26 protein-coding genes are annotated in these 23,599 nt (G+C 68.5%); 5 read left to right on the forward strand and 21 right to left on the reverse strand.

Annotation, left to right across the window (positions count from 1 at the left end; translation table 11 throughout):
• On the forward strand, positions 1 to 771 hold a 771-nt coding region (locus NBW77_RS16320), incomplete at its 5' end, for an inositol monophosphatase family protein (protein WP_250279956.1).
• 76 nt (positions 772 to 847) lie between these two features.
• Here the strand turns inward: NBW77_RS16320 and NBW77_RS16325 are convergent.
• The 4 genes from NBW77_RS16325 to NBW77_RS16340 form a co-directional block, all read right to left on the reverse strand.
• The gene (locus NBW77_RS16325; protein ID WP_131746451.1) at positions 848 to 1,366 is read right to left on the reverse strand and encodes a gamma carbonic anhydrase family protein; all 519 of its coding nucleotides are present in this window, start codon (positions 1,364 to 1,366) and stop codon (positions 848 to 850) included.
• 115 nt (positions 1,367 to 1,481) lie between these two features.
• Entirely contained in the window at positions 1,482 to 2,996 is a 1,515-nt protein-coding gene (locus tag NBW77_RS16330; RefSeq protein ID WP_131746450.1) for an aldehyde dehydrogenase family protein, read from the reverse strand.
• Positions 2,997 to 3,011: 15 nt separating this feature from the next.
• Positions 3,012 to 3,302, reverse strand: a complete 291-nt coding sequence (locus NBW77_RS16335) for a DUF4235 domain-containing protein (protein WP_131746449.1) — start codon at positions 3,300 to 3,302, stop codon at positions 3,012 to 3,014.
• 13 nt (positions 3,303 to 3,315) lie between these two features.
• Positions 3,316 to 3,729: a DUF3093 family protein gene (locus NBW77_RS16340; RefSeq protein WP_165486016.1), complete on the reverse strand. Its 414-nt coding sequence runs from the start codon at positions 3,727 to 3,729 to the stop codon at positions 3,316 to 3,318.
• 56 nt (positions 3,730 to 3,785) lie between these two features.
• On the opposite strand from NBW77_RS16340, the gene dut reads away from it, so the two are divergent.
• From dut to NBW77_RS16360, 4 genes are all read left to right on the forward strand, one after another.
• A complete protein-coding gene (gene dut, locus NBW77_RS16345; protein WP_131746447.1) occupies positions 3,786 to 4,277 on the forward strand; it encodes a dUTP diphosphatase in 492 nt (163 codons plus the stop codon).
• A 125-nt stretch (positions 4,278 to 4,402) separates the two neighbouring features.
• Complete coding sequence (locus NBW77_RS16350) at positions 4,403 to 5,182, forward strand: DUF3710 domain-containing protein (protein ID WP_131746446.1); 780 nt, start codon at positions 4,403 to 4,405, stop codon at positions 5,180 to 5,182.
• A 214-nt stretch (positions 5,183 to 5,396) separates the two neighbouring features.
• The gene (locus NBW77_RS16355; protein WP_131746445.1) at positions 5,397 to 5,783 is read left to right on the forward strand and encodes an OB-fold nucleic acid binding domain-containing protein; all 387 of its coding nucleotides are present in this window, start codon (positions 5,397 to 5,399) and stop codon (positions 5,781 to 5,783) included.
• Positions 5,784 to 5,836: 53 nt separating this feature from the next.
• Positions 5,837 to 6,493 (forward strand): DUF3159 domain-containing protein, encoded by a 657-nt coding sequence (locus NBW77_RS16360; RefSeq protein ID WP_502799494.1) that lies wholly within the window; start codon positions 5,837 to 5,839, stop codon positions 6,491 to 6,493.
• Positions 6,494 to 6,531: 38 nt separating this feature from the next.
• On the opposite strand, the gene NBW77_RS16365 is transcribed toward NBW77_RS16360, so the two are convergent.
• The 17 genes from NBW77_RS16365 to NBW77_RS16445 form a co-directional block, all read right to left on the reverse strand.
• On the reverse strand, positions 6,532 to 7,281 hold the full coding sequence (locus tag NBW77_RS16365; RefSeq protein WP_349817029.1) for a sugar phosphate nucleotidyltransferase: 750 nt from the start codon (positions 7,279 to 7,281) through the stop codon (positions 6,532 to 6,534).
• Entirely contained in the window at positions 7,248 to 8,240 is a 993-nt protein-coding gene (locus tag NBW77_RS16370) for a GHMP family kinase ATP-binding protein (protein ID WP_131746500.1), read from the reverse strand. Before NBW77_RS16370 ends, NBW77_RS16365 begins: the two co-directional genes overlap by 34 nt.
• Before the next feature lie 64 nt (positions 8,241 to 8,304).
• The gene (locus tag NBW77_RS16375; RefSeq protein ID WP_250279957.1) at positions 8,305 to 8,997 is read right to left on the reverse strand and encodes a transaldolase; all 693 of its coding nucleotides are present in this window, start codon (positions 8,995 to 8,997) and stop codon (positions 8,305 to 8,307) included.
• A 16-nt stretch (positions 8,998 to 9,013) separates the two neighbouring features.
• A complete protein-coding gene (locus NBW77_RS16380; protein WP_207386961.1) occupies positions 9,014 to 9,658 on the reverse strand; it encodes a D-glycero-alpha-D-manno-heptose-1,7-bisphosphate 7-phosphatase in 645 nt (214 codons plus the stop codon).
• Positions 9,655 to 10,218: an SIS domain-containing protein gene (locus tag NBW77_RS16385; RefSeq protein ID WP_250279958.1), complete on the reverse strand. Its 564-nt coding sequence runs from the start codon at positions 10,216 to 10,218 to the stop codon at positions 9,655 to 9,657. Before NBW77_RS16385 ends, NBW77_RS16380 begins: the two co-directional genes overlap by 4 nt.
• A gap of 147 nt (positions 10,219 to 10,365) precedes the next feature.
• On the reverse strand, positions 10,366 to 11,229 hold the full coding sequence (locus NBW77_RS16390; RefSeq protein ID WP_165486019.1) for an FkbM family methyltransferase: 864 nt from the start codon (positions 11,227 to 11,229) through the stop codon (positions 10,366 to 10,368).
• Between the two features lie 91 nt (positions 11,230 to 11,320).
• Positions 11,321 to 12,313: an aminotransferase class IV gene (locus NBW77_RS16395; protein ID WP_131746504.1), complete on the reverse strand. Its 993-nt coding sequence runs from the start codon at positions 12,311 to 12,313 to the stop codon at positions 11,321 to 11,323.
• Entirely contained in the window at positions 12,313 to 13,515 is a 1,203-nt protein-coding gene (locus NBW77_RS16400) for a Gfo/Idh/MocA family protein (protein WP_250279959.1), read from the reverse strand. Before NBW77_RS16400 ends, NBW77_RS16395 begins: the two co-directional genes overlap by 1 nt.
• Complete coding sequence (locus NBW77_RS16405; protein ID WP_250279961.1) at positions 13,515 to 14,918, reverse strand: nucleotide sugar dehydrogenase; 1,404 nt, start codon at positions 14,916 to 14,918, stop codon at positions 13,515 to 13,517. Before NBW77_RS16405 ends, NBW77_RS16400 begins: the two co-directional genes overlap by 1 nt.
• Positions 14,915 to 15,982: an NAD-dependent epimerase/dehydratase family protein gene (locus NBW77_RS16410; protein ID WP_250279962.1), complete on the reverse strand. Its 1,068-nt coding sequence runs from the start codon at positions 15,980 to 15,982 to the stop codon at positions 14,915 to 14,917. Before NBW77_RS16410 ends, NBW77_RS16405 begins: the two co-directional genes overlap by 4 nt.
• On the reverse strand, positions 15,979 to 16,803 hold the full coding sequence (locus tag NBW77_RS16415) for an HAD family hydrolase (protein WP_131746505.1): 825 nt from the start codon (positions 16,801 to 16,803) through the stop codon (positions 15,979 to 15,981). The genes NBW77_RS16410 and NBW77_RS16415 overlap by 4 nt, the downstream gene beginning before the upstream one ends.
• A complete protein-coding gene (locus tag NBW77_RS16420) occupies positions 16,800 to 17,648 on the reverse strand; it encodes an SDR family oxidoreductase (RefSeq protein ID WP_207386964.1) in 849 nt (282 codons plus the stop codon). Before NBW77_RS16420 ends, NBW77_RS16415 begins: the two co-directional genes overlap by 4 nt.
• Entirely contained in the window at positions 17,645 to 18,688 is a 1,044-nt protein-coding gene (locus NBW77_RS16425; RefSeq protein WP_131746506.1) for an FkbM family methyltransferase, read from the reverse strand. The genes NBW77_RS16420 and NBW77_RS16425 overlap by 4 nt, the downstream gene beginning before the upstream one ends.
• Positions 18,685 to 20,151 carry an aldehyde dehydrogenase family protein gene (locus NBW77_RS16430; RefSeq protein ID WP_131746507.1) on the reverse strand — a complete coding sequence of 489 codons (1,467 nt, stop codon included), beginning with the start codon at positions 20,149 to 20,151 and terminating at the stop codon, positions 18,685 to 18,687. The genes NBW77_RS16425 and NBW77_RS16430 overlap by 4 nt, the downstream gene beginning before the upstream one ends.
• A gap of 2 nt (positions 20,152 to 20,153) precedes the next feature.
• The gene (locus NBW77_RS16435; RefSeq protein WP_131746508.1) at positions 20,154 to 21,104 is read right to left on the reverse strand and encodes a serine aminopeptidase domain-containing protein; all 951 of its coding nucleotides are present in this window, start codon (positions 21,102 to 21,104) and stop codon (positions 20,154 to 20,156) included.
• A gap of 52 nt (positions 21,105 to 21,156) precedes the next feature.
• A complete protein-coding gene (locus tag NBW77_RS16440; protein ID WP_165486024.1) occupies positions 21,157 to 22,317 on the reverse strand; it encodes a LuxE/PaaK family acyltransferase in 1,161 nt (386 codons plus the stop codon).
• Positions 22,314 to 23,423 (reverse strand): LLM class flavin-dependent oxidoreductase, encoded by a 1,110-nt coding sequence (locus NBW77_RS16445; protein ID WP_250279963.1) that lies wholly within the window; start codon positions 23,421 to 23,423, stop codon positions 22,314 to 22,316. Before NBW77_RS16445 ends, NBW77_RS16440 begins: the two co-directional genes overlap by 4 nt.
• Positions 23,424 to 23,599: the final 176 nt, after the last annotated feature.

Consider the following 23,599-nt stretch of genomic DNA (forward strand, 5'->3'; position numbering starts at 1 on the left):
CTCGCGCTCGGCGTCGCACGGGAGGCCGGGGACCTGCTGGTGCGGGGACGGGCCGGTCAGGTGGCGGCCGAGTCGACCAAGTCGTCCCCCACCGACGTCGTCACCGCGCTCGACCGGGCGTCCGAGGAGCTGGTCGGACGCCGGCTGCGCGAGGCACGTCCGGGCGACGGCATCCTCGGCGAGGAGGGAGCCGACGACGCCGGCACCAGCGGGGTGCGCTGGATCGTCGACCCGTTGGACGGCACGGTGAACTTCCTCTACAACCTGCCGAACTGGGCGGTGTCGATCGCGGCCGAGATCGACGGCCAGGTGGTGGCCGGGGTCGTGCATGCTCCGGCGATGGGCGCCACCTACACCGCGGCGCTCGGTGACGGTTCGGCCCGTAACGGCGTGGCGCTGGCCGGTTCGGCCGTCACCGACCTGTCCGGCGCACTGGTGGCGACCGGGTTCGGCTACACGGTCGAGCGGCGGATCGCCCAGGTGGCGGTCCTGACGCGGGTCGTGCCGCGGGTGCGTGACATCCGGCGGATGGGCGCGGCCTCGCTGGACCTGTGCGCGGCCGCGGCCGGGTTGGTGGACGCCTACTACGAACGAGGTCTGCATCCCTGGGACCATGCGGCCGGCGCGCTCGTCGCGGCCGAGGCCGGGCTGCGCGTCGGTGGCCTGCACGGCCGACCACTCTCGAACGATCTTGTCATCGCGGCCCCGCAGGCACTGTTCGGCCAGCTTCACGACCTGCTCGCCGCCGACCCGCCGGCTGATCGGGAGTGATGGCGGCGGACCGGGCGGTCAACCGCCATCACTCCTGATCGGCCGGGCCGACAGGGCGGCCGGGCCGATGCGGCGGTCAGTCGATGCGGCGGAGCTCCTCGCGGTACCGCTTGCCATTGGCGGCGTACTGCGCGGCCCCGGCCGCGAAGGCGTTCTCCGCCACCGCGTCCGGACGGATCTTCGCAGGCACCCCGATGGCCAGCGCCCGCGGGGGGACCTCCACGTTGTTGCCGACCAGTGCCTGCGCTCCGACCAGCGCGCCGGAGCCGACCACGGCCCGGTGCAGGACGATCGCGCCGGAGCCGACCAGTGAGTTGTTCTCGACGGTGCAGCCTTCCAGGTGCGCAAGATGTCCGATGACGCAGTCGTCACCGATGACCGTGGGGAACGCGGCGGTCGCGTGCACGACCGTGCCGTCCTGCACCGAGGTCCGAGCGCCGACATGGATCTCGCCGTAGTCGCCACGCAGCACCGCGCCCGGCCAGATGGTCGACTCGGGCCCGATGGTCACCTTGCCGATCACGGTCGCGTCCGGGTGGACGTAGGCCGAGGGATCGATCTCGGGTACCCGCTCACCGAGCGCGTAGACAGCCACGGACCTCTCCTCCCGGGCGTGCCACGAGGCGGACAGCCCGCCATCATCTTGACCGACGGGCCGTCCCCCCGCCCGGGAAGCGGCCCATCCCCGCCGGTCATCCTGGTGGCCTTGGTCACCTGGATCGGCGTCCGTGCAGCATACGGATGAGCGCCCGGTAGTTCCTGATCGCGGACGGCCCGCGAAAGAACGACATCGGGTTGAACGGCGGGGCCATCTGCTGCACGGTCATCGCCTTCGGCCAGGCGAACTCGCGCAGCCCGTCCGCACCGTGCACCCGCCCGAAGCCGGAGTCCCCGACCCCGCCGAACGGCAGCCCACCGACCGCGGTGAAGACCATCACATTGTTGACCGAGACCATCCCCACCCGCAGCCCGGCGGCGATCCGGCGGCCGTGGTGGCGGGAGAACACCGAGGCACCGAGCCCAAAGGGGCCGCTGTTGGCCTTGGCCACCGCCTCGTCGGTGTCGCGGACCCGGGTCACCACCAGGGTCGGCCCGAACGTCTCCTCGGCCATCGCCGGGGCGTCGTCCGGCACGTCGACCAGCACGATCGGATCGATGAAAGGCGGGCGGACCGACTCGGGCCCGCCGACGACGGCACGCCCGCCCCGGGCAAGGGCATCCTGGACATGGCGTCGCACGGTCTCGATCTGACCGGGGGAGAGCATCGGACCGTACCCGCACGGTTCGGGTCCGCCTGCGGTGAGCCTGCGCGCCCTGGCGGTCAACTTGTCCAGGAAGGCGTCGTAGACCCGGTCGGTGACGTAGATCCGTTCGGTGCCTATGCAGGTCTGGCCGGAGTTGCCGACCCCGAGCCACAGCGCGCCGTCGACCGCCGCGTCGAGATCGGCGTCATCCGCCACGATCATCGCATCCTTGCCGCCCAGTTCCAGGACGACCGGGGTCAGCGTCGTGGCGCACTGAGCCATCACCGTCCGGCCGGTCGCGGCGGAGCCGACGAAGGACAGCTTGTCCACGCCGGCCGAGCACAGTGCGGCCCCGCTGGGCCCGAAACCGGTGACGGTCGAGAGCACCGGATGCTCCCCGACCACGGTGGTGAACGCGTCCACCACGAACCGCCCGATCGCGGGCGTCAGCTCGCTGGGCTTGTAGACCACGCAGTTACCGGCGGCAAGCGCCGACACGATGGCGCCACCCGGGGTGTAGACCGGCCAGTTCCAGGTACCGATGACACCGACCACCCCGTAGGGCCGGTAGGTCACGGACGCGGCCTGGTTCGAGGTGATCAGGCCGCGTCGGACCCGCCGGGTGCCCAGTACCCGCCCGGCGTTCGCGCTCGCCCAGGCGAGGACGTCGAGATGAGCCCCGATTTCCAGGGTGGCTTCGTCGACGGACTTGCCGTTCTCCCGGTGCACCAGGTCTGCCAGCTCGTCTAGGGACGAGTGCAGCGCCTTGCGCCAGGCGGCCAGGCGCCGCCCGCGGCCGTCGAACCCAAGCCCGTCCCACCATCGGGTGGCGGCGCGGGCGCGGGCGACGGCGTCGCGTACCTCGGTGGCACCGTCCACCGGAAACGTGGCGACCATCGCGCCGGTCGCCGGGTCGACCGAATCGAAGGTCGTCCGCGAAACCGCGGCTCGATGATCGGGTGCGGCCGGCTGTTCGGTCATGCTCACGGACAGCGGCTAGTCATGATCGTGCATGCCGGGCGGCAGCGATCCGGTTGCCTTCACCCACCCGCGGGTGGCGATCCGCTCGGCGACGAGTCGTCCGACGCCGATCGCCACCGCGGACGCCACCGCCCAGCCGATGGCGTCCGCCCAGGTCGTGTCGGGATGCGCCGGGTTGGTCGGAGGGTCCGACTTGCGGATCTTCTTGTAGACGACGGTGACGGCCTTGCTCGCCGCCGACCCGGCGGCCGCTCCCGCCGCGCCTCCGATGATCTTCCAGCCGATTTTCGAAACCGATCCTACCACTACCGCACCCCCATCACAATCCCTGGTAGCCGAGCGCTGCGCGCAGCTCGTCCGGACGCCTGCTGGACAGCACCCACACGCCGTCGGCGGTGCGCAGCCAGACACCGGTGCGTATCCACGGCCTGGTCACGGCGAACATGCCCGGAGCCAGCACGGCGCGGATGTCGGCGCACGCGGCACCGTCGCGGACGCTGTCACGGGCGACGACCTGCCCGGCCACGCTCACCGTCTCGTCGGTCACGGTCAGCCGGGGCCGCCCGAGCAGCCACAGCGCCACCTCCATCACGACGAAGAGCGAACCATAGACGGCAACGCGTATCCCGGTGGAGTCGGTGTAGACCGTGAAGTAGCTGCCGACGATGCCCGCGCACACGGCGGCCCCCAGGTGCCAGAACCGAGGCACCGTCAGCCGTTCCTCGTAGCGCATGTCGGCCAGTATCCTCCGTGCGCACCCTGCATCCATGACCGTCACTCGGGAGACCCATGACCGCAACGGACGATCTGACCGCGCACCCCCCTGGCCACGGACCTGATTCGGTGGGGGTGTTGGTGTGCCGGCTCGACCCGGACCTCCCGCTGCCGTCCTACGCGCACCCCGGCGATGCGGGCGCGGATCTCGTCGCGGCGCAGGATGTGACGCTCGCTCCCGGTGAGCGTGCGATGGTGGGGACCGGGATCGCTATCGCGTTGCCCGAGGGATACGCGGGGTTCGTGCACCCGCGCAGCGGGCTTGCGGCGCGCCACGGGGTATCCATCGTGAACGCGCCGGGTACGGTCGACGCCGGTTACCGTGGTGAGATCAAGGTTCTGCTTGTCAACACCGACCGGCGGGAGACGGTCCGTCTGCGGCGTGGCGACCGGATCGCCCAACTCGTCGTCCAGCGGGTGGATCGTGCGGCGTTCCGCGAGGTCGCGCAGCTGCCCACGACGTCGCGCGGTGCGGGTGGTTTCGGGTCGACCGGTGGTTTTTCCTGACACTGGGTATGGCGCACCGGTACCGACCGCCATTGTTTCCCGTCCTCATCTCCAAATCTTCAAGGAGTCGATCGTGACAGCACCGATCACGACAGCACCGATTGTGACGACAGAGAGTAGTCGAAGTGTTCGGCCGCGGTCGTAGGCGAGGCAGCCGCGGCCGGCGGGAGCCGCAGGAGTCGTACGACCGGGACACGACCGGCGACGAGGAGTTCGTGGTCGATCACGACGGGCCCCACGACGCCGAGCAGGCGCCACACGACCACCTGCGGAGGCTGGACCTCGGGTCGTTGCGGATCCCGGTCGTGGAGGGTGTCCAGGTGCAGTTCCAGGTTGATCAGGAGTCCGGGCAGCTGCTGACGGTGACGCTCACGGACGGACCGAGCGCGATGGAGCTGGCGGTCTTCGCCGCGCCGAAAAGCGCCGGTCTGTGGGACGAGGTGCGCGCCGAGATCGCGGAGTCCCTGCGTACGGGCCAGGGAGCGGCGGAGGAGGGCGGCGGGCCGTACGGAAGTGAGCTGCGTCTGCAGCTGCCGACCGGCACTCCGGGCGAGTTCATGCCCGGTCGGATGCTCGGGATCGACGGTCCGCGCTGGTTCCTGCGGGTTGTTCTCACGGGGCATGTCGCGCTCGATCCGGTCGGGGCTCCGCTCCTGGCGGAGGCGCTGCGTGACCTCGTGGTGGTACGTGGCGATCAGGCGATGCCCCTGCGTGATCCGTTGCCGCTGAAGCTACCGCGAGAGGTCACCGATCCGCACGATCCGCACGACCACACCGACCCGCCCGACCCGGACCCGCATCACCAGGATCCGCGCAACCAGGATCCGCGCAACCTCGGGCCCGGTGTCGAGAGGACCGCGGCACGGATGCCGGCCCCCGGCGTCCGGACCGCCGAGATCGGCTGACGGCTTCGGGATCGGGATCGGATCGAGGGTCTGAGCCGTTACGGCTCTGTGACGTTGCGGGCCGGTGGGGATGCGCGTGGGTCCCGCGGCAGGAAAGCGGACAAGTGCAGAATCCTTGAGCCTTCCACCGGGCACACTGGGCGAGGTTGTTTCGTTGCCTGGGTGTTACGTCCGGAGTCCGGCTGTTACACCCCGAGCCCGATCGGAGGGGACCGTGGGAGACCGACGCGGCTGGTGGGGGCGGGCCGTGCACCGGCTCACCGCGGACGAGCGGGAGCTGGAGGCCGAGGATCTGCAGCGGACCGTCGAAGAGGCCGGCGCCGTCCCGATGGGCGACTGCCGCGAGCGTCAGGACGTCTGTGTGGTCGGCTCGATCCGATCGGTTACCATACGGAGTCGATCGGGGTCGCCGAGTCTTGAGGCTGACATCTATGATGGCAGCGGTACAGTCACCCTGGTGTTTCTCGGCCGTAAGCACATCCCGGGCATTGAGGCGGGACGCGCGATGAAGGCATCTGGAATGATTATGAACAGGGACAATCGGACCACCATCTTCAATCCGCGATACGAGTTGCTGCCCGTGTCGTCCGCGAGCGCGTGAGCCCGCCCGCCCGCCACCAGCGCATGTCGGCGACGCCGGGTCGAAAGCCGCCGGTGTCGCTGGTCGACGCCATGGGCGGTACCCGAGGGATGATCGACAGTGCGATCCCGACGGTTGCGTTCATCGCCGTCAACGCCGAAGCCGGGCTGACCGCGGGCATCGCGTTCGCGATCGCCACGGCCATCGCCCTTGTCGTGCTGCGGGTCGTGCGTCGGGAGCCGGTGCAGCAGGCGTTCTCGGGTCTGTTCGCCGTCGGTTTCGCCGCGTTCGTCGCGTCCCGGACGCACAGCGCCGAAGGTTTCTTCCTGCCGGGCATTGCGAAGAACGCCGTCTTCGCGGTCATCGGCCTGGTGTCGCTGCTGGTGCGCCGGCCGCTCGCCGGCTATGTGATGGCGGGGATGGATGCCCGCTACGCCGGGTGGCGTGATCATGTCGACCTGCGCCGTGCCGCCGGGTGGGCGACGCTGGTCTGGATCGTGGTCTTCGGTCTCCGGTTCGCTGTCCAGGGTGTGCTCTATCTGGCTGGTGAAGCCGGCTGGCTCGCCGCTGCCAACCTCGTTCTCGGGCTTCCCCTGTTCGGCCTGGCGATCTTGGCGACCTTCGCGATCGTGCGGCGCCTGGCTCCACGTCGGCCTGTCACGCAAGCGTCCGACCCCGACCCCGACCCCGATCCCGCCACCGCCACCGCCACCGCCGTCGAGGGCACCTGACGCGGCCCGCCCAGACAACGCGGTGCCGGATTCCCCGTTCAGCCTGACGCGGTCAGTAGCGTCTCCAGCGCGCTCAGGCCGCTCGGTGAGCCGACCTCGTAGAAGGGGGTGAAGACCTCCAACCCGGCCAGCAGGCCGGAGCGTGCCAACCGTGTCAGCACGGGCGCGAGATCTGTCCGGCGGCCGGCGGGAACCTCGCGGGCGATCAGTTCCCGATCGAAGACCGACAGCCCGTAGTCGATGTGGAGCATCCGCTCCGGCCTCACCTCGGTGCTCTTGTCATAGCACTCCACTCGGCGCCCGTCGAAGACCACGTTGCTGCGATCCCCGACATCGGCGTTGTGGAACACCGTCATCAACGCGGGCGCACGGCTGGATCGGAACACCTCAGCCACCCACACATAATCGATCGGCAGATAGGAGTCTCCGTAGAGGACGAAGAACTCCTCGTCGAGCACTCCTGTATCGAAGGCGAGGCGTATCGCGCCGGCGGTACCCAGCAGACGATCGCCCTCGTGCACGTATCGGACTTCCAACGCCCAGCGGCCACCATCCCCCACATGATCCTCGAGAAGGTCCCCGAGGTAACCAGCAGAAAATACGACCCGCTCGATCCCCGCGCGGGCGAGCAGCGACAACTGCCATTCCACGAAGGGTTTTCCCGCGACCGGCAGAAGGGACTTCGGAATCTTATCCGTTGCCGGCCTCATACGTGTTCCCGATCCACCGGCCAGAACAAGACATTGCAGCATTCTCAGCTCCCTCGGTCCGCTGTGAGCGGGATACATCCTTCTTCCGCCAGCCGGAAGGGAACCTCGCGGAGCCCCACTTCTTCCATCGCCGGACGTAACCGGTCCGGATCCGCGGCGAAAAAGAGAAGAAAGCCACCACCACCCGCACCAACCAGCTTCCCGCCGAGCGCGCCGTTCGCCATTGCGTATGCGTACCAGGAATCAATGCGGGTATTTGTCATCCCGTCCGAGCGTGCCCTCTTGAGCTCCCAGTGCGCGCGCAGGGAGGCGGCGAATCCGTCGGTGTCGCACGCCTCCAGCGCCGCGACGGCACAAAGTCCGATCTCTTTTACCCGATGGAGATTATCAATCATCCGGCGGTCGCCGGCCCGGGTGCGTTCATGCTGGTCGGTCAATGTTCGCGCGGCCGACCGCGTGTAGCCGGTGAAGAACAGCAGAAGGTGGTTCTGGAGTTCCGTGATCGTCCGGGCCGGTATCGCCGGTCTGGTGGCGCGTACCCGGCCGTCCGACTCGAAACGCAGGCATATCAGACCGCCCAGGGCGGCCACGTACTGGTCCTGTTTGCCCACTGGAAGACCAAGCCGATCGATCTCGATCTCGCATGCCTGCGCGGCGAGTTCGGCGGACTCCACCGCGGCTCCCGTCCAGGTGTGGAGTGCCCGCAGTAGGCCCACCGTGAAGGCGCCGGAGGAGCCAAGGCCCGTACCCGCGGGCAGGTCGGCCATGCTGGACAGTTCGACGGGCTGACCGGCCGGATGCTGCTGCAGCGTAACTCTGGCGATCGGATGGCGTAGTGCGGCCGGGTTCGCCGCGCGTTCCTCGACCCCCGGGAAACTCAGCACGTACTCATCCGTGAGCGAGGATTTCAGGCCGACATAGACATACCGGTTGATTGCTGCGGCCAGCACCAGTCCGCCGAAACGCTCGAAGTACGAGGGAAGATCCGTTCCGCCGCCGCCGAGAGTGATCCGCAGCGGAGTTCTCGTAATAATCATCGGAGCCTGTTCCGGTGGGCGGGTACAACGCAGCCGGAACGCGCGCGGACGACCCGAACAAGGGTCACAGCACGTATCCGGCGGCGCAGGCGTCACGGTGAAACATCCGCACCGTTTCCAAGGAGAGTTCCTCCAGGTCGCGTCCAAGCAGGGGAACTTTCCGGAGGAGATCGTCGGTGAGTGTGATGATGTCACAGCCACTTTCCTCGGCCTGGACGAGGTTGTACAGTTCACGCGAGCTCGCCCACAGTAGTTCAAGGCCGTCATGCGGGGCTATCCGCATCGCCGCCGACCGCATGACGGGGACGGGGTCGCGTCCCGTGTCTGCGATCCGGCCTGCGAATATGGAGATGATTCCAAGCGCTCCCGGTACCATCGCGGCGGCGACCCTATCCACCTGCTCGAGGGAGAGCAGCGCGGTCACGTTCAGCCGTACGCCGTCCGCGGACAAGACCCGGATCAGTTCCTCGGTGCTTTCCGCCCGAGTATTCATGACGGGTATCTTCACGTAGACGTTCGGGTGCCAGGATGCGATGACCCGAGCCTGCCGCTCCATCTCCGCAAAATCGTCCGAAAAGACCTCGAATGAAACGGGCCTCCCTGCGACGTTCTCCAGGATCTTCTGTGCGAAACCCTCATAGTCGGTAATTCCGGAACGCCACATCAGCGTGGGATTGGTGGTGAAACCCTTGACGATGGGCTCGCGGGCGAGGCGCAGGATCACATCGAGATCGGCAACGTCCGCGAATATCTTCACAGTCGAAGGGGTCCCATCAGGCATTGACGTTCCCTCCCTGGTCCACCGGGCTGTCCAAAATCCACCGGACCGCCTCGGGCAACCCGCGTACCGTGATGCTGGGCTGCACCGGCCGAGTCTCGGAGTAGCCGCGGTCGACGAGGACCGTCCGGCATCCCAGTCGGTGTCCCATCTCGATGTCACGCCACCGGTCTCCCACCACGACACTGGCTGCGAGGTCGAGATCGAGCTCGTCCGCAGCGGCCAAGGCCAGGCCCGGCGCGGGTTTGCGGCACGGGCATGCGTCCGCGTCGTCGTGCGGACATACATAGATGCCCTCGACAGGAGCCACGGACCGCAGAACTGCGTGCATCCGCGCCAGTTCGCGCGGTGGCAGCGCCCCCCGGGCGACCTCCGGTTGGTTGGTGACGACGACGAGTGCGAAGCCTGCGCGGCGGAGTCGTTCGCAGACCTCCACCACCCCGGGCACGAGGATGAACTCCTCAGCGGTGAGCGGGGCGAACGGCCGTCCGGCCACGACGATGGGTTCGTTGAGAACGCCGTCCCGGTCGAGAAAGACGGCCGGGCGCGACACCGACCGGCGCGCGGCAGACAGGAGCGGTTCGGCCGTATCCGCGGAAGGCCCTGCGCCAGCCATCGCTCGGGTTACCACTACGGTCATGACGCCGCCTCCCATCTCGTGGGGCTGACCGCCAGCCGCGGGTGACTGACCAGCAGATGCCACACAACTGCGCACAGGCCCTCCGTGTGCGGGGTGACCCGGTGCGGGAACAACGGTGGAATCACCACACACACGTCCGCCTGGGTGACGGTGAAACCACCTTCGCGGCCGACGACACCGAATATCGCGGCACGCCGTTCCCTCGCCAGCTCCAGTGCCCGCACCAGGTTCGTGGAGATGCGGCGGCTCCGGTCGCCCCCACCGACCGAGAACACCAGGACACCATCGTCGGAATTCAGCCGTGAACCCCGCAACCATTCCAGGAAGGTGGTGTCCCAACCCTCGTCGTTTGTCCGCGCGGTCAGCTCCGCGACGTTGTCGGTCGGCGTGTAGGCCTCAAAAGCGCATATCTTCCGGAAATCGTTGACGGCATGCGACGCGTGAGCCGCGGATCCGCCGACTCCGAGTATGAACAACCGGCCGCCGCGGTCACGCACGGCGGCGAGACCGCGTACGCAGTCCTCGACCGCCGTCCGGTCTACCGCGGAAATTATTGCCACCGTCTCATACAGGAATAGGTCGCTGAAGGTCGGGTCTCCGCCCGGCGTCGCCTGTGGTGCGGGCTGTCGCTGTCCCGGGGGGTCAGGAGTGTCACAGGTCCCCGAAATGATACCCGGTAGAAAATCGTCCGTCATGATGCACCGCCGCTACCCTCGAACGAAGACATCCGTCGGTCCGCTCCGCCCCGCCACTCGACGGAAACCGGCACGCGAGAGGTGCTCGACCACCGCCGCCTCATCGACGTATTTGCGATGGATCTCGATGATGAGAAGGCGTACCCGGGCCAGCCATGGCGTCGTACCACGGAGCACCTCCGCCTCCGCGCCCTCGATATCCATCTTGAGGATGTCGACGGTCTCGATTCCGTGTCGGTCGAGCAGGTCGCCGACCGTGACGCACCGAACGGGAACTTCGGGCAGTTTCAGCGTCCCCTCAAGCCGGTCAGAGCCCCCCTCGCGGGCCTGTGCGACATCCGCGCTTGTCGAGCTGGAACTCCACCACTCGTTCGGGTACAGGGTGACCGAACCGTCGACGGCGCCGATCGCCGCATCCTCGACGAGCCAGTTGAAATCGTTGAGGCGGGCATTCACCCGTAACAACTCGGCGTTGTCCGCGACCGGTTCCACCGCGAGCAGCCGGGCTGCCGGAAAACGGGCCTGGAAGTAGAGCGCGGACAGTCCGATGTTTGCGCCGAGATCGACGATCGTCGTGGGCGGCGGGATATTGGCTGCATAGTCAAAATCATAGATCCGCTGCACGAAGTTCTCGCGCAGAATGTAGAGATCGCTTTGGTTGTGGCGAAATCGTGCACGCACGACCGTGTTACCGATGTTGAGGGATATCGTCGAGGTTCGGCGGGACACCATCGGATGCAGGAACATACCCGCGTGGTAAGCCGCGATCCAGAAGAAGGCGGGTGCGAGATATCTCGGCCGGAAGACCCGGGCCGCTCGCTGGAGTTCCCCCACGCATTCGGACAGCTCGCGGCCGACCAGCTGCCCCCTGGTCATGGGACGGTCGCCGTCACGTCTGAGGTAGTGAGACGTCAGTAACGGGATATTTCGGGTTCCCCCGGTTCGAGACTTCATGCCTTCGTTCCTTTCACCTGGCATTGTCGATGGTAGGAGCTTCGGCGACGCGATGGGTTGGACTGCGGGCCGGTACACCGAACCAGCCGTATGTATCCGGAATCAGCCCGTCGCAGATACCGAGATAACGGTTCCGCGCAGCCGCGGTCACCGGCCCGGCCAGACAGGTTCCGACCGACCGGCCGTCGATCGCCACAACCGGCACGACCTCGGCAAGTGTCCCGCACAGGAACACCTCGTCGGCCAGATAAAGCTCGGTACGCGGGATATCCCGCTCGATGACCTCGAGTCCGAGGTCCTGTTCCAGCACTTCGATCAGGTTGGAGCGGGTGATTCCCGCGAGTATTCCGGCGGACAGCGGCGGGGTGATCACCTGCTCGCCGCGGACCATGAAGAGGTTCGCACCGGTCGCCTCCGTGACCCTGCCCTGTTCGTTGAGGAGTATCGCCTCGTCCGCGCCCATGTCCCGTGCCTCCAGCAACGGCAGCCGAAAGGCATGGTAGGCCGATCCGGCTTTGATCAACGGGGAGAACACCAGGTCGCCGCCGCGCCGCCAGGTGCTCACACAGACGCGGATTCCGTCTGAGACCTTGTCCGGCCGCCTGACGGGCAGCGCCGCCACATAGGCGCCTGTCACCGTGTCCGAGAGGTCGACACCGTTGCGCCCGTGTTCGACGTAGAGCGTGGGTCGCAGGTAGAGATGCCCCTGCCCGGCGAAGGCAACGAGAAGGTCGTCAATCGCCGCGACCAGGGCCTCCTGCGAATAGGCCGTCGGCATCCGCAGCAACGCGGCCGACTCGAACAGGCGACGCAGGTGCGCAGCGCCGCTCAGCACGCGGTGGTGCCCGTCCGGATGTTGGTAGGCACGGATCCCTTCGAACACGTTCGCACCACGGGTCGCGAGCTCGGTCCAGACGTGCACCGTGGCCTCCGCCCAGGGCCTGATCGCTCCGTTGAACCAGATGACAGGCGGCGGTTCCGGAGCCATCACAGGCTCTCCAGCCATCACAGGCTCCCCGCTGAGCGCGGAATCGCCATCCGGGGGCAATCGGCCGGCAGCGCGCTTTCCGCACCCGGTCCGGCATTTTCTCCTGGTCCGGCATGTGCGCTCCGTCCGGCATCCAGGCCCGACGGGACGCCGGTGACCGACTGGACATCGGCGAGCCTGACCACGTCACCAGTGGCGGCGGAGGTGTAGGCCGCCTCGATGAGGCGCATCGCCGCAACCCCGTCCGCGCCCGTTCCCTCCATCGGCGTCCCTTCCGGGTCCATCGGATTTGTCGACATTCCACCGATCACCGCATCGATGGCAATCACCGTGTCGATGAAATGCCGCCATTCGGCCGCCCACGACGAGTCCGTCCCGCGGAACTCCGTCACCTGCTCGGTGAACGGACCGAACGGGTCGCGTCTGCCGACGTGCAGAGTCTCGATGCCGTAACTGGCACCGAGGCCGGACACCTCCACGTAGCCCTCCGAGCCGTACAGGTCCAGCTGGAATCGGTTCCGCCACTGCGCAAGCGAGGACAGCACGGTCGCGCAGAACCCGTCCGTCTGTCGCAGCACCGCGAGCCCGGTATCCTCCAACGGCGCGATCTCAAACACGGTCGACGACCGAACTCCGTACACGCTCTCGAAATCGCCGGCGAGCCAGCGGAAGAGATCGACGAGGTGGATGCCCTGTTCCATCAGCTGGCCGCCGGCGGCTCGGGCGGGATCGGACCGCCACTCGCCCTCGAGGCCCGGGCGTCCACAGATGCCGTAGCTGCCGCGGCCGTGGACCGGGCTGCCGATCACCCCGTCGGCCACCAGCCGCCGCGCTTCCCACAGCGCGGGATGATGTCGATGATTGAACCCGCATTTGAGTAGGACGCCCGCGTCCCTGGCGATGTCGACGAGTTGCTGGGCGGTCGCGGCGCTCTGCGTGAGTGGCTTCTCGCACAGGACGTGCTTGCCGGCGCTTAATGCGGCCCCTCCAACGGCAAGGTGCAGGTCCGGCGGTGTGCACACCACGACGACGTCGACCTCGTCGGAAATGATTTCGGACTGCCAGTCGTCGGCGGCCCGTGCGTTGGTGCCATGCGCGAGCCGGCGAGCGGCGTCCAGATCGGCTCCGACGACGACCGCGAGGGTGGTCGAGGGATGTCCGGTGATACTGGGCAGCCGCCGTCGGGCCTGCAGGCCTGTTCCCACCAGCGCGACCCGCATCACGCGGCTCCTCCGACGGCCTTCGAAGGCGACGCCGGGGTTCCCGGTCCGCGCAGGACCCCCACACCCGGCGTCCCAAGGCCTGCGGGACGTCGGCCTGGCACGAGATGGACCAGGCCGACGTCCACGACCGGTTCCGGCTCGAACACCGCCCACACGTCGAATACGACGCCGGCCGTCCGTTGAGAGGCGTCGACGCCCCCGGCCCGCATCGCGTCGGCGAGTGTCACCGGGTCGAGCCCGGCGGCCGCGTCCGGGCGCAGGATGACCACGGCGTCCGCGCCGTGTGCGGCTCGCAGAGCGGTCGGTACCAGCCGGAGGTGTCCGGACAGCAGCCGCCGCCGTTCCACGCCCTCGACCAGTGCCGGGTCGTAGCCGATGACGTCGGCGCCCTCACGACGCAGGTGCTCGGCCATGCGCAGGCCGGGCGCGTGCCGCAGCGTGTCGGTTCCCGAGGTGTAGACCAGCCCGATCAGCGCAACGCGGGCGTCGTGGAACGACATCTGCCCGCCCAGGAGGTCGACAAGGCTCCCGATGCGGGCATCGTTCACCTCGGCGACCGCGTCGACGACGCGGGTGGGTACACCCGTCCGTCTGCCGAGGGCGGCAAGCGCCGCGACATCGCGGGCGAGCGTCCCACCCGCGAACGGAGGGCCGGGCACGACGCGCGCGCCGGGGCCGATACGGGTGTCCGCACGCATCACCCGCGCGATGACATGTGCGTCGGCGCCGATGGCCGCCGCAATGTCACCCAGCTCGTTGGCCAGGCTGATCGACGTCGCGAGGAACGTGTTGATCGCGTGCTTCGCCATCTCCGCGGACCGCAGATCACAGCTGATCGGGTCGGGCGAGAAAGGCGCCAGGACCGTTCTGGCGAGCTCCGCGGTGACCGGATCGGATGCACCGATCACGGTGACGTCCGGCCGGGCGAAGCGGGCCAGCGCCTGACCGAGCCGCAGGTTCTCCGGGATGTAGACGACCGCGGCGAGTGGCAGGCCGCAGTGGGCGGCGAGCTGTTCGGATGTCCCCACCGGCACTTGGGCGCTGATGAACAGCGCGGCGTCGGGGGCATGGCGGATCACCGTCTCCGCATCGTCGAAAAGTGCCCCGAGCTCGGTCCGGCCTTCCGCGTCGACCGGAACGTCATGAGTGATCCAGACGATGTCGACGTCACGGGCGGCGGCGGGAGACGCGGACACGACCAGTCGTCCCTCCGCCTGCTGCCGGGCGAGAAGATCATCGAGACCGGGCTCGCTCAGTGGCGCATGACCGTCTCGCAGCCGCTCGACGGCGTCGGCGTCGGCGTCGATGCCGACCACCCGGTAGCCTGCGGCGGCGAGGCTCGCCGCGGTGACACAGCCGAGATGCCACAGCCCCACGACGGCGATCCGGAGCGTGCTCACCTCGCCGTCTCCGTCTTGGCGGACTCCGACGGAGCCAGGCCGAGATGGGCGACCATCCGGTGGGCGGCCACCCGCACCGCCGTGTCGGAACTGTGCCGCGGCTGCCATCCGAGTGCCCGAACCGTACCGACGTCAAGATTGACCACGGGTTGATCGCCGGGCCAGCCGACGGAACCGCCGGTGAAGCTGTGCCGGACGTCGGACAGACCCATGGCGCCGGCGACCTCATGAGCCACTCGAGTGATTCCGGTGGCGTCGGCGCCGCCGAGGTTCACCAGCACGCAGGGCTGGTCCGGGGTCGGTCGAGCCCGGTCGAACACCGTCATCATCCCGTCGATGCAGTCCTCGACCAGAAAGTAGTTCTTTGACTGTCGACCGTCACCAAGTATCCGCAGTCTCTCCGGATCGTCGGCCAGTCGATGTGCGAAGTCCCGGATCGCACCCCGGCACATCCGGGCGCCGAGCACGTTGCCGAGCCGGAAGATCCATGCGTTCAGGTCGAACAGGCTGCAGAACCCGCTGATGAAAGCCTCGGCCGCGATCTTTCCTGCCGCGTAGAAGGACAGGGGTAACAGCGGACCGGCCTGCTCACCGACAGGCCGCCGTGCGAGGTTCCCGTACACCGAGCCGCTGCTGGTGAAAACGAGGTCACGAACGCCGTGGTCGACCATCGCGTCGCACACGTTGCGGGTGCCGATGACGGCGGCCTCCAGATCGAGCCACGTGTCGTTGATCCCACCGGGGATGTCCGCGTTGCCCGCCAGGTGCCACACCATTCCCTGACCCCGGACCGCGTCGGCCACCGCGCCGGTGTCGGTCAGGTCCGCGATGATGGTCCGTACACCTCGGGCGGCGGCATCGCGCAACCAGCCCGCGTCCCCGCTGGAGACGTTGTCCAGCACCGTCACCTCACGGCCCGCCGCCGTCAGCACGTCGACGAGGTGGGTCCCGATGAACCCGGCTCCACCGGTTACCAGCACCCGAGCGGGCACCCGCTCCGGCACGATCACGGTGGCCGGGGCCGTCGGGGGAACTGTCGAACCGTCGCCGATCGTCGTGCTCACGGCCGTCCTCCCACCGAGTCGTGCCCGGTCGCGGCGACGGCCGGGAGCGTCGTCCGCCATGCCCGATGGATGTCCATGACCGCTTCGCCGGCCGCGAGGAGATCCGCGACCGCCTGGAACCCGGTCGTTGCAGGAACGTCCTGCCCGACCAGAATCGGGAGAAACCCGTACGCATGCGCCGCCACGATGTCCTTGGCCACGTCGTTGCCGACGAAGACAACCGTGTCCGCCGCGTCGATGCCCGCCTCCCGGACAAGGCAGGCGAACGCCTCCGGGGAGGGTTTACGCCAGCCGCATTCGCTGGAGAGCACCACCATGGTCAGGAACGCCAGGATGCCGGACGCGTCCAGAACTCGACGCACGAACGACAGCGGCAGCGAGGAGTTCGACAGGGCCACGATCTGGATCCCCGCGCGGTGCAGGTCGGCGAGCAGCTCGAGCGCGCCCGGTAGCGGCACGAGGAAGCGGGTGTCATCGCCTCCGACGAGCTGCCAGGTGATCTGTTCGACAACGGCTCGGGAACAGGTCGGCAGATGTTTCGCAAGGTACCCGTCAATGATCTCCGATGCCGGGGTCTGGCGTTCCCCGGGCGCGGTCTCCGCTTCGAACAGCATCCCGAGAAGGGCGAAAAGATGGTTGTTGAATTCGACGGAGGTGACTCCGAGTCCGGCAACATCACTTTCGGTTATCGGGGTGAGTGGCGGGACATCCTCGCAGACAAGGGTTCCACCGAGGTCGAAGGCCACCCAGAAGGAACGCGCGCCCGCCGGTGACGGGGCCGCCGGACGGGCCTGGGCCGCGGACCCACTCGGGTGGCTCATCGCCGGAACCCTCCCTCGCTGGCGATCGTTTGCCCGGTGATCCACTCTGCGTCCTTGCCGAGTAGGAAGCAGACGAGCCGTGCGGCATCCGACGGGGTTCCCCACCTACCGGCCGGGAACATCCTGCGTACGCCATCCCACTCGTCGCCGGTGAGGTAGCCGGTGTCCGTCGGGCCCGGATTGACGCAGTTGACCCGTACCAGCCGGTCGGCGAGAGCAGCCGCGGCCTGTGCGCACAGGCCACGGACGGCGTCCTTGCTGACCGCGTAGGCGATCTCCTCGGTCATGGGACCGAGATACTGACCACTGGTGAGCAGGACCACCGAACCCGCCCGCGTGTGCGGCAGCTGGTCGACAAAACCTTTGAGCAGCAGCATCGATCCCCGCACGTTGACCGTCAGGTGACGGTCGATGTGCTCGGCGGTCCACTTCTCCAGCGGCGCCGCGACGGAATACGCGTGGTTGACGACGAGCCCGTCGATCGGACCGGCCGCCGCGGTCGCGGCGCGCAGCATCCGGTCCGGTCCGTGCGGGTCAGCGAGGTCGACGGGGGGAAGCGCCGTCGCCGGCAGGCCCTGTTCGCGCAGCCGTGCGGCGAGCGCCTCCGGGCCCACCGCCGGGCCCGCGTCCGGATACCCCTGCTCGACGTCATAGCCCGGCAGCCCGGTCAGGATGACGGCCGCCCCCGCCCGCGCACACTCACCGGCGATCGCGTACCCGATGCCACCCGGCCGGCTCACTCCGGTGATCAGAACCCGCCGTCCCGCGAGTGCTCCTTCGGCGAGCCCGGCCGGATGACTGTCCGGTGACCGTTGCGGAATACCCTGCGCTGACCGTCCGATCACGTGTCCACCCTTTCGAACAACTGATTACGATCAAGATCGGTGTCTGTGGACCGGTATCCCAGACCGGCGAGGAAACCCGTCAGCTCCCCGCTGCCGGTACCCGCCCGGGCCAACAACCGTTCCCGGCACTCCACGATCAGTGCCCGGGGCCTGAACGTGGTCAGCGACGCCGCCATACCGGCGAGAGCCGCGAGCTCGGCCCCTTCGACATCAATCTTCACAACATCCATTCGGGTGAGCCCCGCTGCGCGCGCCCAGCCGTCGAAATCCATGACGCGCACGGTTGCGATCGCCTCGCCGAGGCCGTACTGGGAACGCACTCCGGCGTCGTCCGCGCCCCACTCGGGATCGGTGTAGAGCGTTGCCTCACCTGTTGCCTCACCCAGCGCGAGGGGAACAGCGGTGACGCGCAGCCCGTTGCGCCGGGCGTTGTCCACCAGCCGCGAGTGGCTGTCCGCGGCGGGTTCGAACGCGATCACCCTGCCGTGGCCCTGCCGGTCGAGCGCCGCGGCAGCGGTCAGAGCATGGACGCCGACATGCGCCCCGACGTCGACGAAGACGTCGCCAGCGCGCAGATTGCGCCGCAACCAGTCGAGTGTGGCCGGTTCATAGGTACCCGTGAAGTAGACCGACCGCTGCAGGTTGTCCCGAAGGTCCAGTTCCAGGCGCAGGCCGAGCCGACGGGTTCGGACCACGGGGCTGCGGGTCCACCACGGCTCGGGCAGAGCTCGGAATCGGATGCGGACGCCGGGGTGCGGCGGGTTCCCGGGGAAGGCGGCCGGCCGTGGCGGTGTCGCGGTCCGCCGTAATGGTTGCTCGGCGGGCTCGGCGGGCGGTGAACCGCTGACGGAAGGTGTGCCGGAGACCAGACGGTAGCTGCTGCGTGCGTGTCCGCCGGGCCGCAGGGATGCCAGCCGCATCACCACGGCCACGGCCGGGCGGCATCGCTCGACCCCCACATGTTGCCCGACCCGCACTATCGCGGACCACATCGCGGCTCCGGGCCACGAGTCGGCCGGCGGCCCGGGGGCGGCCGTCATGGCAGCAGGTCCGTGATGCGACAGCCGGCCCGCAGCAACCCGACCTGGTCGACGGTTCGCAGCGATCCCTTGCCGAAGGTGGCCACCGGCGCCTCGACCGAGATGTACCGGACGAGCCGTTGCATCGGGAGAAACCCGTCGTGCGCCCCACCGAGCCGGAAGACGTTGGCCAGGCCGGCGTCGACGATCCGGCTCACACCCCTGGCTGCCAGGTCGTCGTGGAGCCCTGTGAACCGTTCCATCGGGTGGAGCGCCACCGTCTGAGTCCGCGGACCGACGTAGGACAGGATCGCGCGCGGGTCCTCGATCGGATGGACGTACACCGTCCGGCACAACGAGTGGTGCTCAGGGCCGTCCGGGTCCGCGACGACGACGCTCCAGGTCGCCTCCGGTGCGCCGACCACCTCATGGCCGAGGACCTCCTCCTCCAGCCGGGTGAGGCTGACCCGGGCCACGTGGTCGGTGGACCTCGCCCTCGGCGGGAGCAGTTCGGTGAACTCCTCCAGTGCCGCGGTGAGCGCCCGGGTGAAATCGGCGGCGATCGACGTCTCGACGAAGACCCTCTGGACGGAGAAGCATGCCTCCTGGTCGTAACGGCTGACGTCGTGCGCGACCCGGCGTGCCGCGTCGAGGATGTGATCCCTGCCGTCGCCGGGCCCGACGAGCGCGAGGCTGAATCTGGGGCCGAACGGTAGGAACGACGCTTCCGGGGATGTCTGGGCGTGCACCGCACGGATGGCCTGCGCGCCGCCCCATGCGCAGACCCCGTCGGCCTGCGCGATCAGTTCCTTCCCCGCGGGATTGTCCCGGCCCCAGTAGATCGCACTGACCGCCCGCGCGACCGGATGCCCCGGGTCGACGTCGAGGAAGCTGAGCGCGAGCGAGACCGGCGTCACCGGGTCCCGTCCGGACGGCTTCACGACGCTGACGTTCTTGGTCAGCAGCGCGCGGACGATGGACAGCACGCCCGACATGGGCACGTTGCCTGCGACGGTGTGCACCACGAGCCCGAGCGGGCCGGCGTGCAGTTCGCAGTCCTCGCTCGGTACCCAGCGGTCGACCAGGTGCCGGTTGCCGATCTCGGCGGCGAGCTGGTCGGCGAGCAGAGTGTGCCCGGACAGGTAGAGCGCGATCCAGTCCGCCTCGGTCTCGGCCTCCTCGACGGAGAACCCGACCAACGTCGACAGCTGCCGGACGAACAGCAGACGCCGGGCGTACTCCCTGCTCCGCCAGTTGCGCCCGACCTGGTGCAGGAAACTCAGAATCTCGTCGAGCGGAACCGGGCGCAGAAGGTCGCGGTCGATACCGCGTATCTGTGCGAGCGCCTCCGCGTCCAGCTCGGGTACCAGCGCCACCCGTCCGCTCGGCAACGTCAGCCGTGTCCGGACACCCCCGCGCACGCGGCCACCCGCGATCACAGCTGGTAGTTGGGTGACCTCCGCGTCCGTCAGGGTCCCGGCCATCGTCAGATCACCGCCCCACTGGAACGGGCGGCCGACGAGTGTGCCTCGGCCCGCTCCCGTGCCCGTTCCTGCACGGTGAGGGTGACGAGTTCGTCGAAGCCGGGCTCGGCGATGACAGGAAGGTCGTCCTGCGTGGCCACGACCTCGGCTATCCTGTCCTGCGGGCACAGTGCGACCGTGGTCAGCATGCGCAGCAATGTGCGCAGCGCCACAGGATTCGCCGAGATCCGATGTTGCCCCTCGGGCAGGCGAACGATGTACCGTTCCCCTCCCGCGCCGAGCCGGAATATGCCTTCGACCTGCTCGGCGTCCACCCACTCGTCGGACACGGACACGAAGTTGATGACAGGCACCCGGACGGACAGCAGGTCGATGACCGTCTCTTCGGCGCCTCCCCAGCGCTGGTCGCGCTCGTCGAGCCACACCGCTCTCGGGTCGCAGACCTGGCCCTCTATCGTGATGGTGGCCGGAAGCTCGTCAATCGTCCACGTGGAGTAGTCGGTACCGAGGGCCTGGGCCAGGGTGCGCCGGTAGTCGACGACGCCGACGAGCAGGACGAGACGGGCAAACCCGCTGCCGCGGGTCGCGAGGCGGACGGCGGCCCTGGCCGCCAGACTCGAGGCGACCGCCACGGGCGTCTCGCCGGGGTTCTCCTTCTCGGCGAGTTCACGGACGGCCTGGAGGCTGTCGCTCAGAGCGGACAGCGAGAAGGAGCCCACGTTGCCGTCGCTGAGCCCGGGATGGCGGACCGGGTCGAACCGGTAGACCAGCGCCCCGTTCGCGACCAGGTACGCCGCGATCGCGCCCATGTGCCGCATCCGCTGGGCGAAGCCACCCGCGAGCACGACGACGCCACGAGGAGTGCTCCTGGGCTCGGAGCGCCAGACGACGACTCGCGAACCGTCGCCGGTATACGCCACGAGCTGGTCGCTGTGCAGGTGCGTCGTGGTCATGGCCGGATCCCCGGCGATCGGGCGGGTCTCGCGACGGTGGCGAGCGAACGGTTCACGGCGAGGCCTCCCCGAGGTCGAAACGGTCCTGCATCTTGAGCGCACATCCGGCGTCGGCTGGTCCGTCCAGACGTCTGGTGATCTCAACGAGCCGACCACCCGATCCGCACGGACACCGCCCGGGAGTGATCCTGCCGAGATCGTCACCGACGATGAAGCAGGGGTAACTGACGGCGGTGGGGTCGAGGTAGGACAGCAGCCCCGGCTCCCCGTCAGACAGCGGTTCCAGGCGTTCGTTCCGGGTCATGGGATACAGCCACGGCGGAGCGTGCTTGCGGCCTGCGGCGCATTCCATGAGGACGCTGTTGAGTTCGACCTGGTTGAACGCGTCGCGCAGACAGGAGGCGTCGGGCAGTCCCAGCGCCGTGATCGCGGTTCGGGTGAACGTCGGGCCATCGAGCGCGGCGTGGGATTTCCAGCCACCACCGGTGATCACGGTGATGTTCGAGCCGTCAACGGATATCCGGCGTTCGGTCAGGTACGCGGCAAGCGCACAGACGAAGACCGGCGGGCCGACCACGAACGCCCTCCCGACGTCGCGGGAGGCTCGCGCCACATGGGCGGCGGCGCCGGCCAGATCCAGACGGCCGTCCACGACATAGTGGCCCGTTTCCGAGATGATCTCGATGAGGCTCATCACGTATCCGAACCAGATGTCGCCGGCCTGCTGCCGGGACGGCCCGAGGTTGATGATCTGCGCGTCGTCGGCATCGGTGTCCTCGTTCGCGTCGAGCAGTCGCAGCCCGACGCGCACCGATCCGAGCAGCCGCTGGAGCGTGGTCTCGTCCCGTGGTACGAGACTCAGCCTGCCGTGCGTGCCGCTGCTCAGAAACGTGCGGACGACCTGGCCACCGGCATCGCTGGTCACGAGGGTCCGCTTGAACACCGACGTTGGGAGCACCGGCACCGTCGGCAGGTCACGCTCGTCCTGCAGCCGTTCGACGGTGAAACCCCGGCGTTCGACGAGGCCGGCGTACAGGGGCGAGCGCTCGGCATGGAGAGCCACCGCATCGCGGATGACCCTCAGCCGCACATCTCGCTCCTGGTCCTCGGCGAACTCGAAACAGGAACCCTCGGAGAACACCAGCGCGTCGAGTTCGTGGACGGCGGGAAGGTCGCTGGTGGTCAGCGGCCCGGCCGGCGCCAGGCTGGTCACGTCCGGCTCGCCGGAACGGGGTTGTGCTCGGCGGCCGTCGACAGGGCCGGCGCCACCTCCTCCGCGAACCGCCACATCGCCTCGACGACCCGGCCTTCGTCCGCAGGGCCCTCGAAACCGCAGAGGAAGTGCTCGACTCCGGTGCTCTCGGCCAGTGCCCCCAGTTTGTCGATGCACTCGTTCACCGTGCCGACCGGATTGAGCGATAGCAGCCGATCGACCGATGACTGGTCCATGGTCCCGTCCGTTGCCGCCCGTCCCCGGACGATCTCGCGTTCCCACTCGTGGACCTGATGGTCGTAGTTCCCCAGCCGGCGCAACGCGTCCAGTTTGAAGAAGACGTTCTGGGCCTCCCGCCGCCACCAGGTGAGGTGCGGACGGACGGCGTCCACGGCCTCCTGACGGGTATCCGCGGGAAAGGCGATGCAGGCCGCGACATGCCCGCCGGCGGGCTCGGGCGCGCCGGCGGATTCTCGTAGTTCGTCGTAGAGCTCGATCTGGGACTGCAACGTCTCGTGTTCCAGCCAGTACGACAGCATCATCCCCATCCCGAACCGCGCGGCCAGTTCCACGCTGCTCGGCGACTGACACGCGTAGTAGAGGGGCGGGCGGTCCGTCAACGGGCGCGGGTTCACCGCGACCGTCGGCAGTTCGATGAGTTCGGAGCTCCAGTCGAACGGTTCGCCCCGCCATGCGGTGGTGATGATGTCGAGCCACTCCTTCGTGATGAGGTGGCTTTTCTTCGGATCGGCGCCGAAGGCGGCGAAATCCCGCTCGCCGCCACCGCGGCCGATACCGACGTCGAGCCGACCACCGCTGAGCTGGTCGACCAGTGCCACGTCCTCCGCGAACCGGAGCGGGTGGTAGAGAGGCAGCACGCATACCGCGGTGCCGACCCGCAGGGTGCGGGTGCGGCCGAGCAGGTACGAGGCCATCGTGAGCGGTGACGGGCACAGTCCGTACGGGGTGAAGTGGTGCTCGAGCAGCCAGATCCCCTCGTAACCGGCCCGCTCCGCGACCTCCGCGAGTCGTGTCGCCCGTTCGAGGGTCTCGGTCTGGGTGAAGGCATCGGGCTGGGCACAGGTCAAAATCGCGCTGAACTTCATTCGGCTCTCCCTGGGTGGCGCACACGAACAGATCCGGCCGCGGTCACCGGGACCGCGTCGGGTTCTGCCATGTCGGCCGATGGTTGGGGTGCGTGGTCCTGGGACACGGCGGTGCGCCATGCCCGCAGGACGGCCGGGACACTGCCGGGAAACGCAACGCGTGCCGGCATGCAGGA

The organism is Frankia sp. Cppng1_Ct_nod (assembly GCF_920656135.1).
Lineage (GTDB): Bacteria > Actinomycetota > Actinomycetes > Frankiales > Frankiaceae > Protofrankia > Protofrankia meridionalis.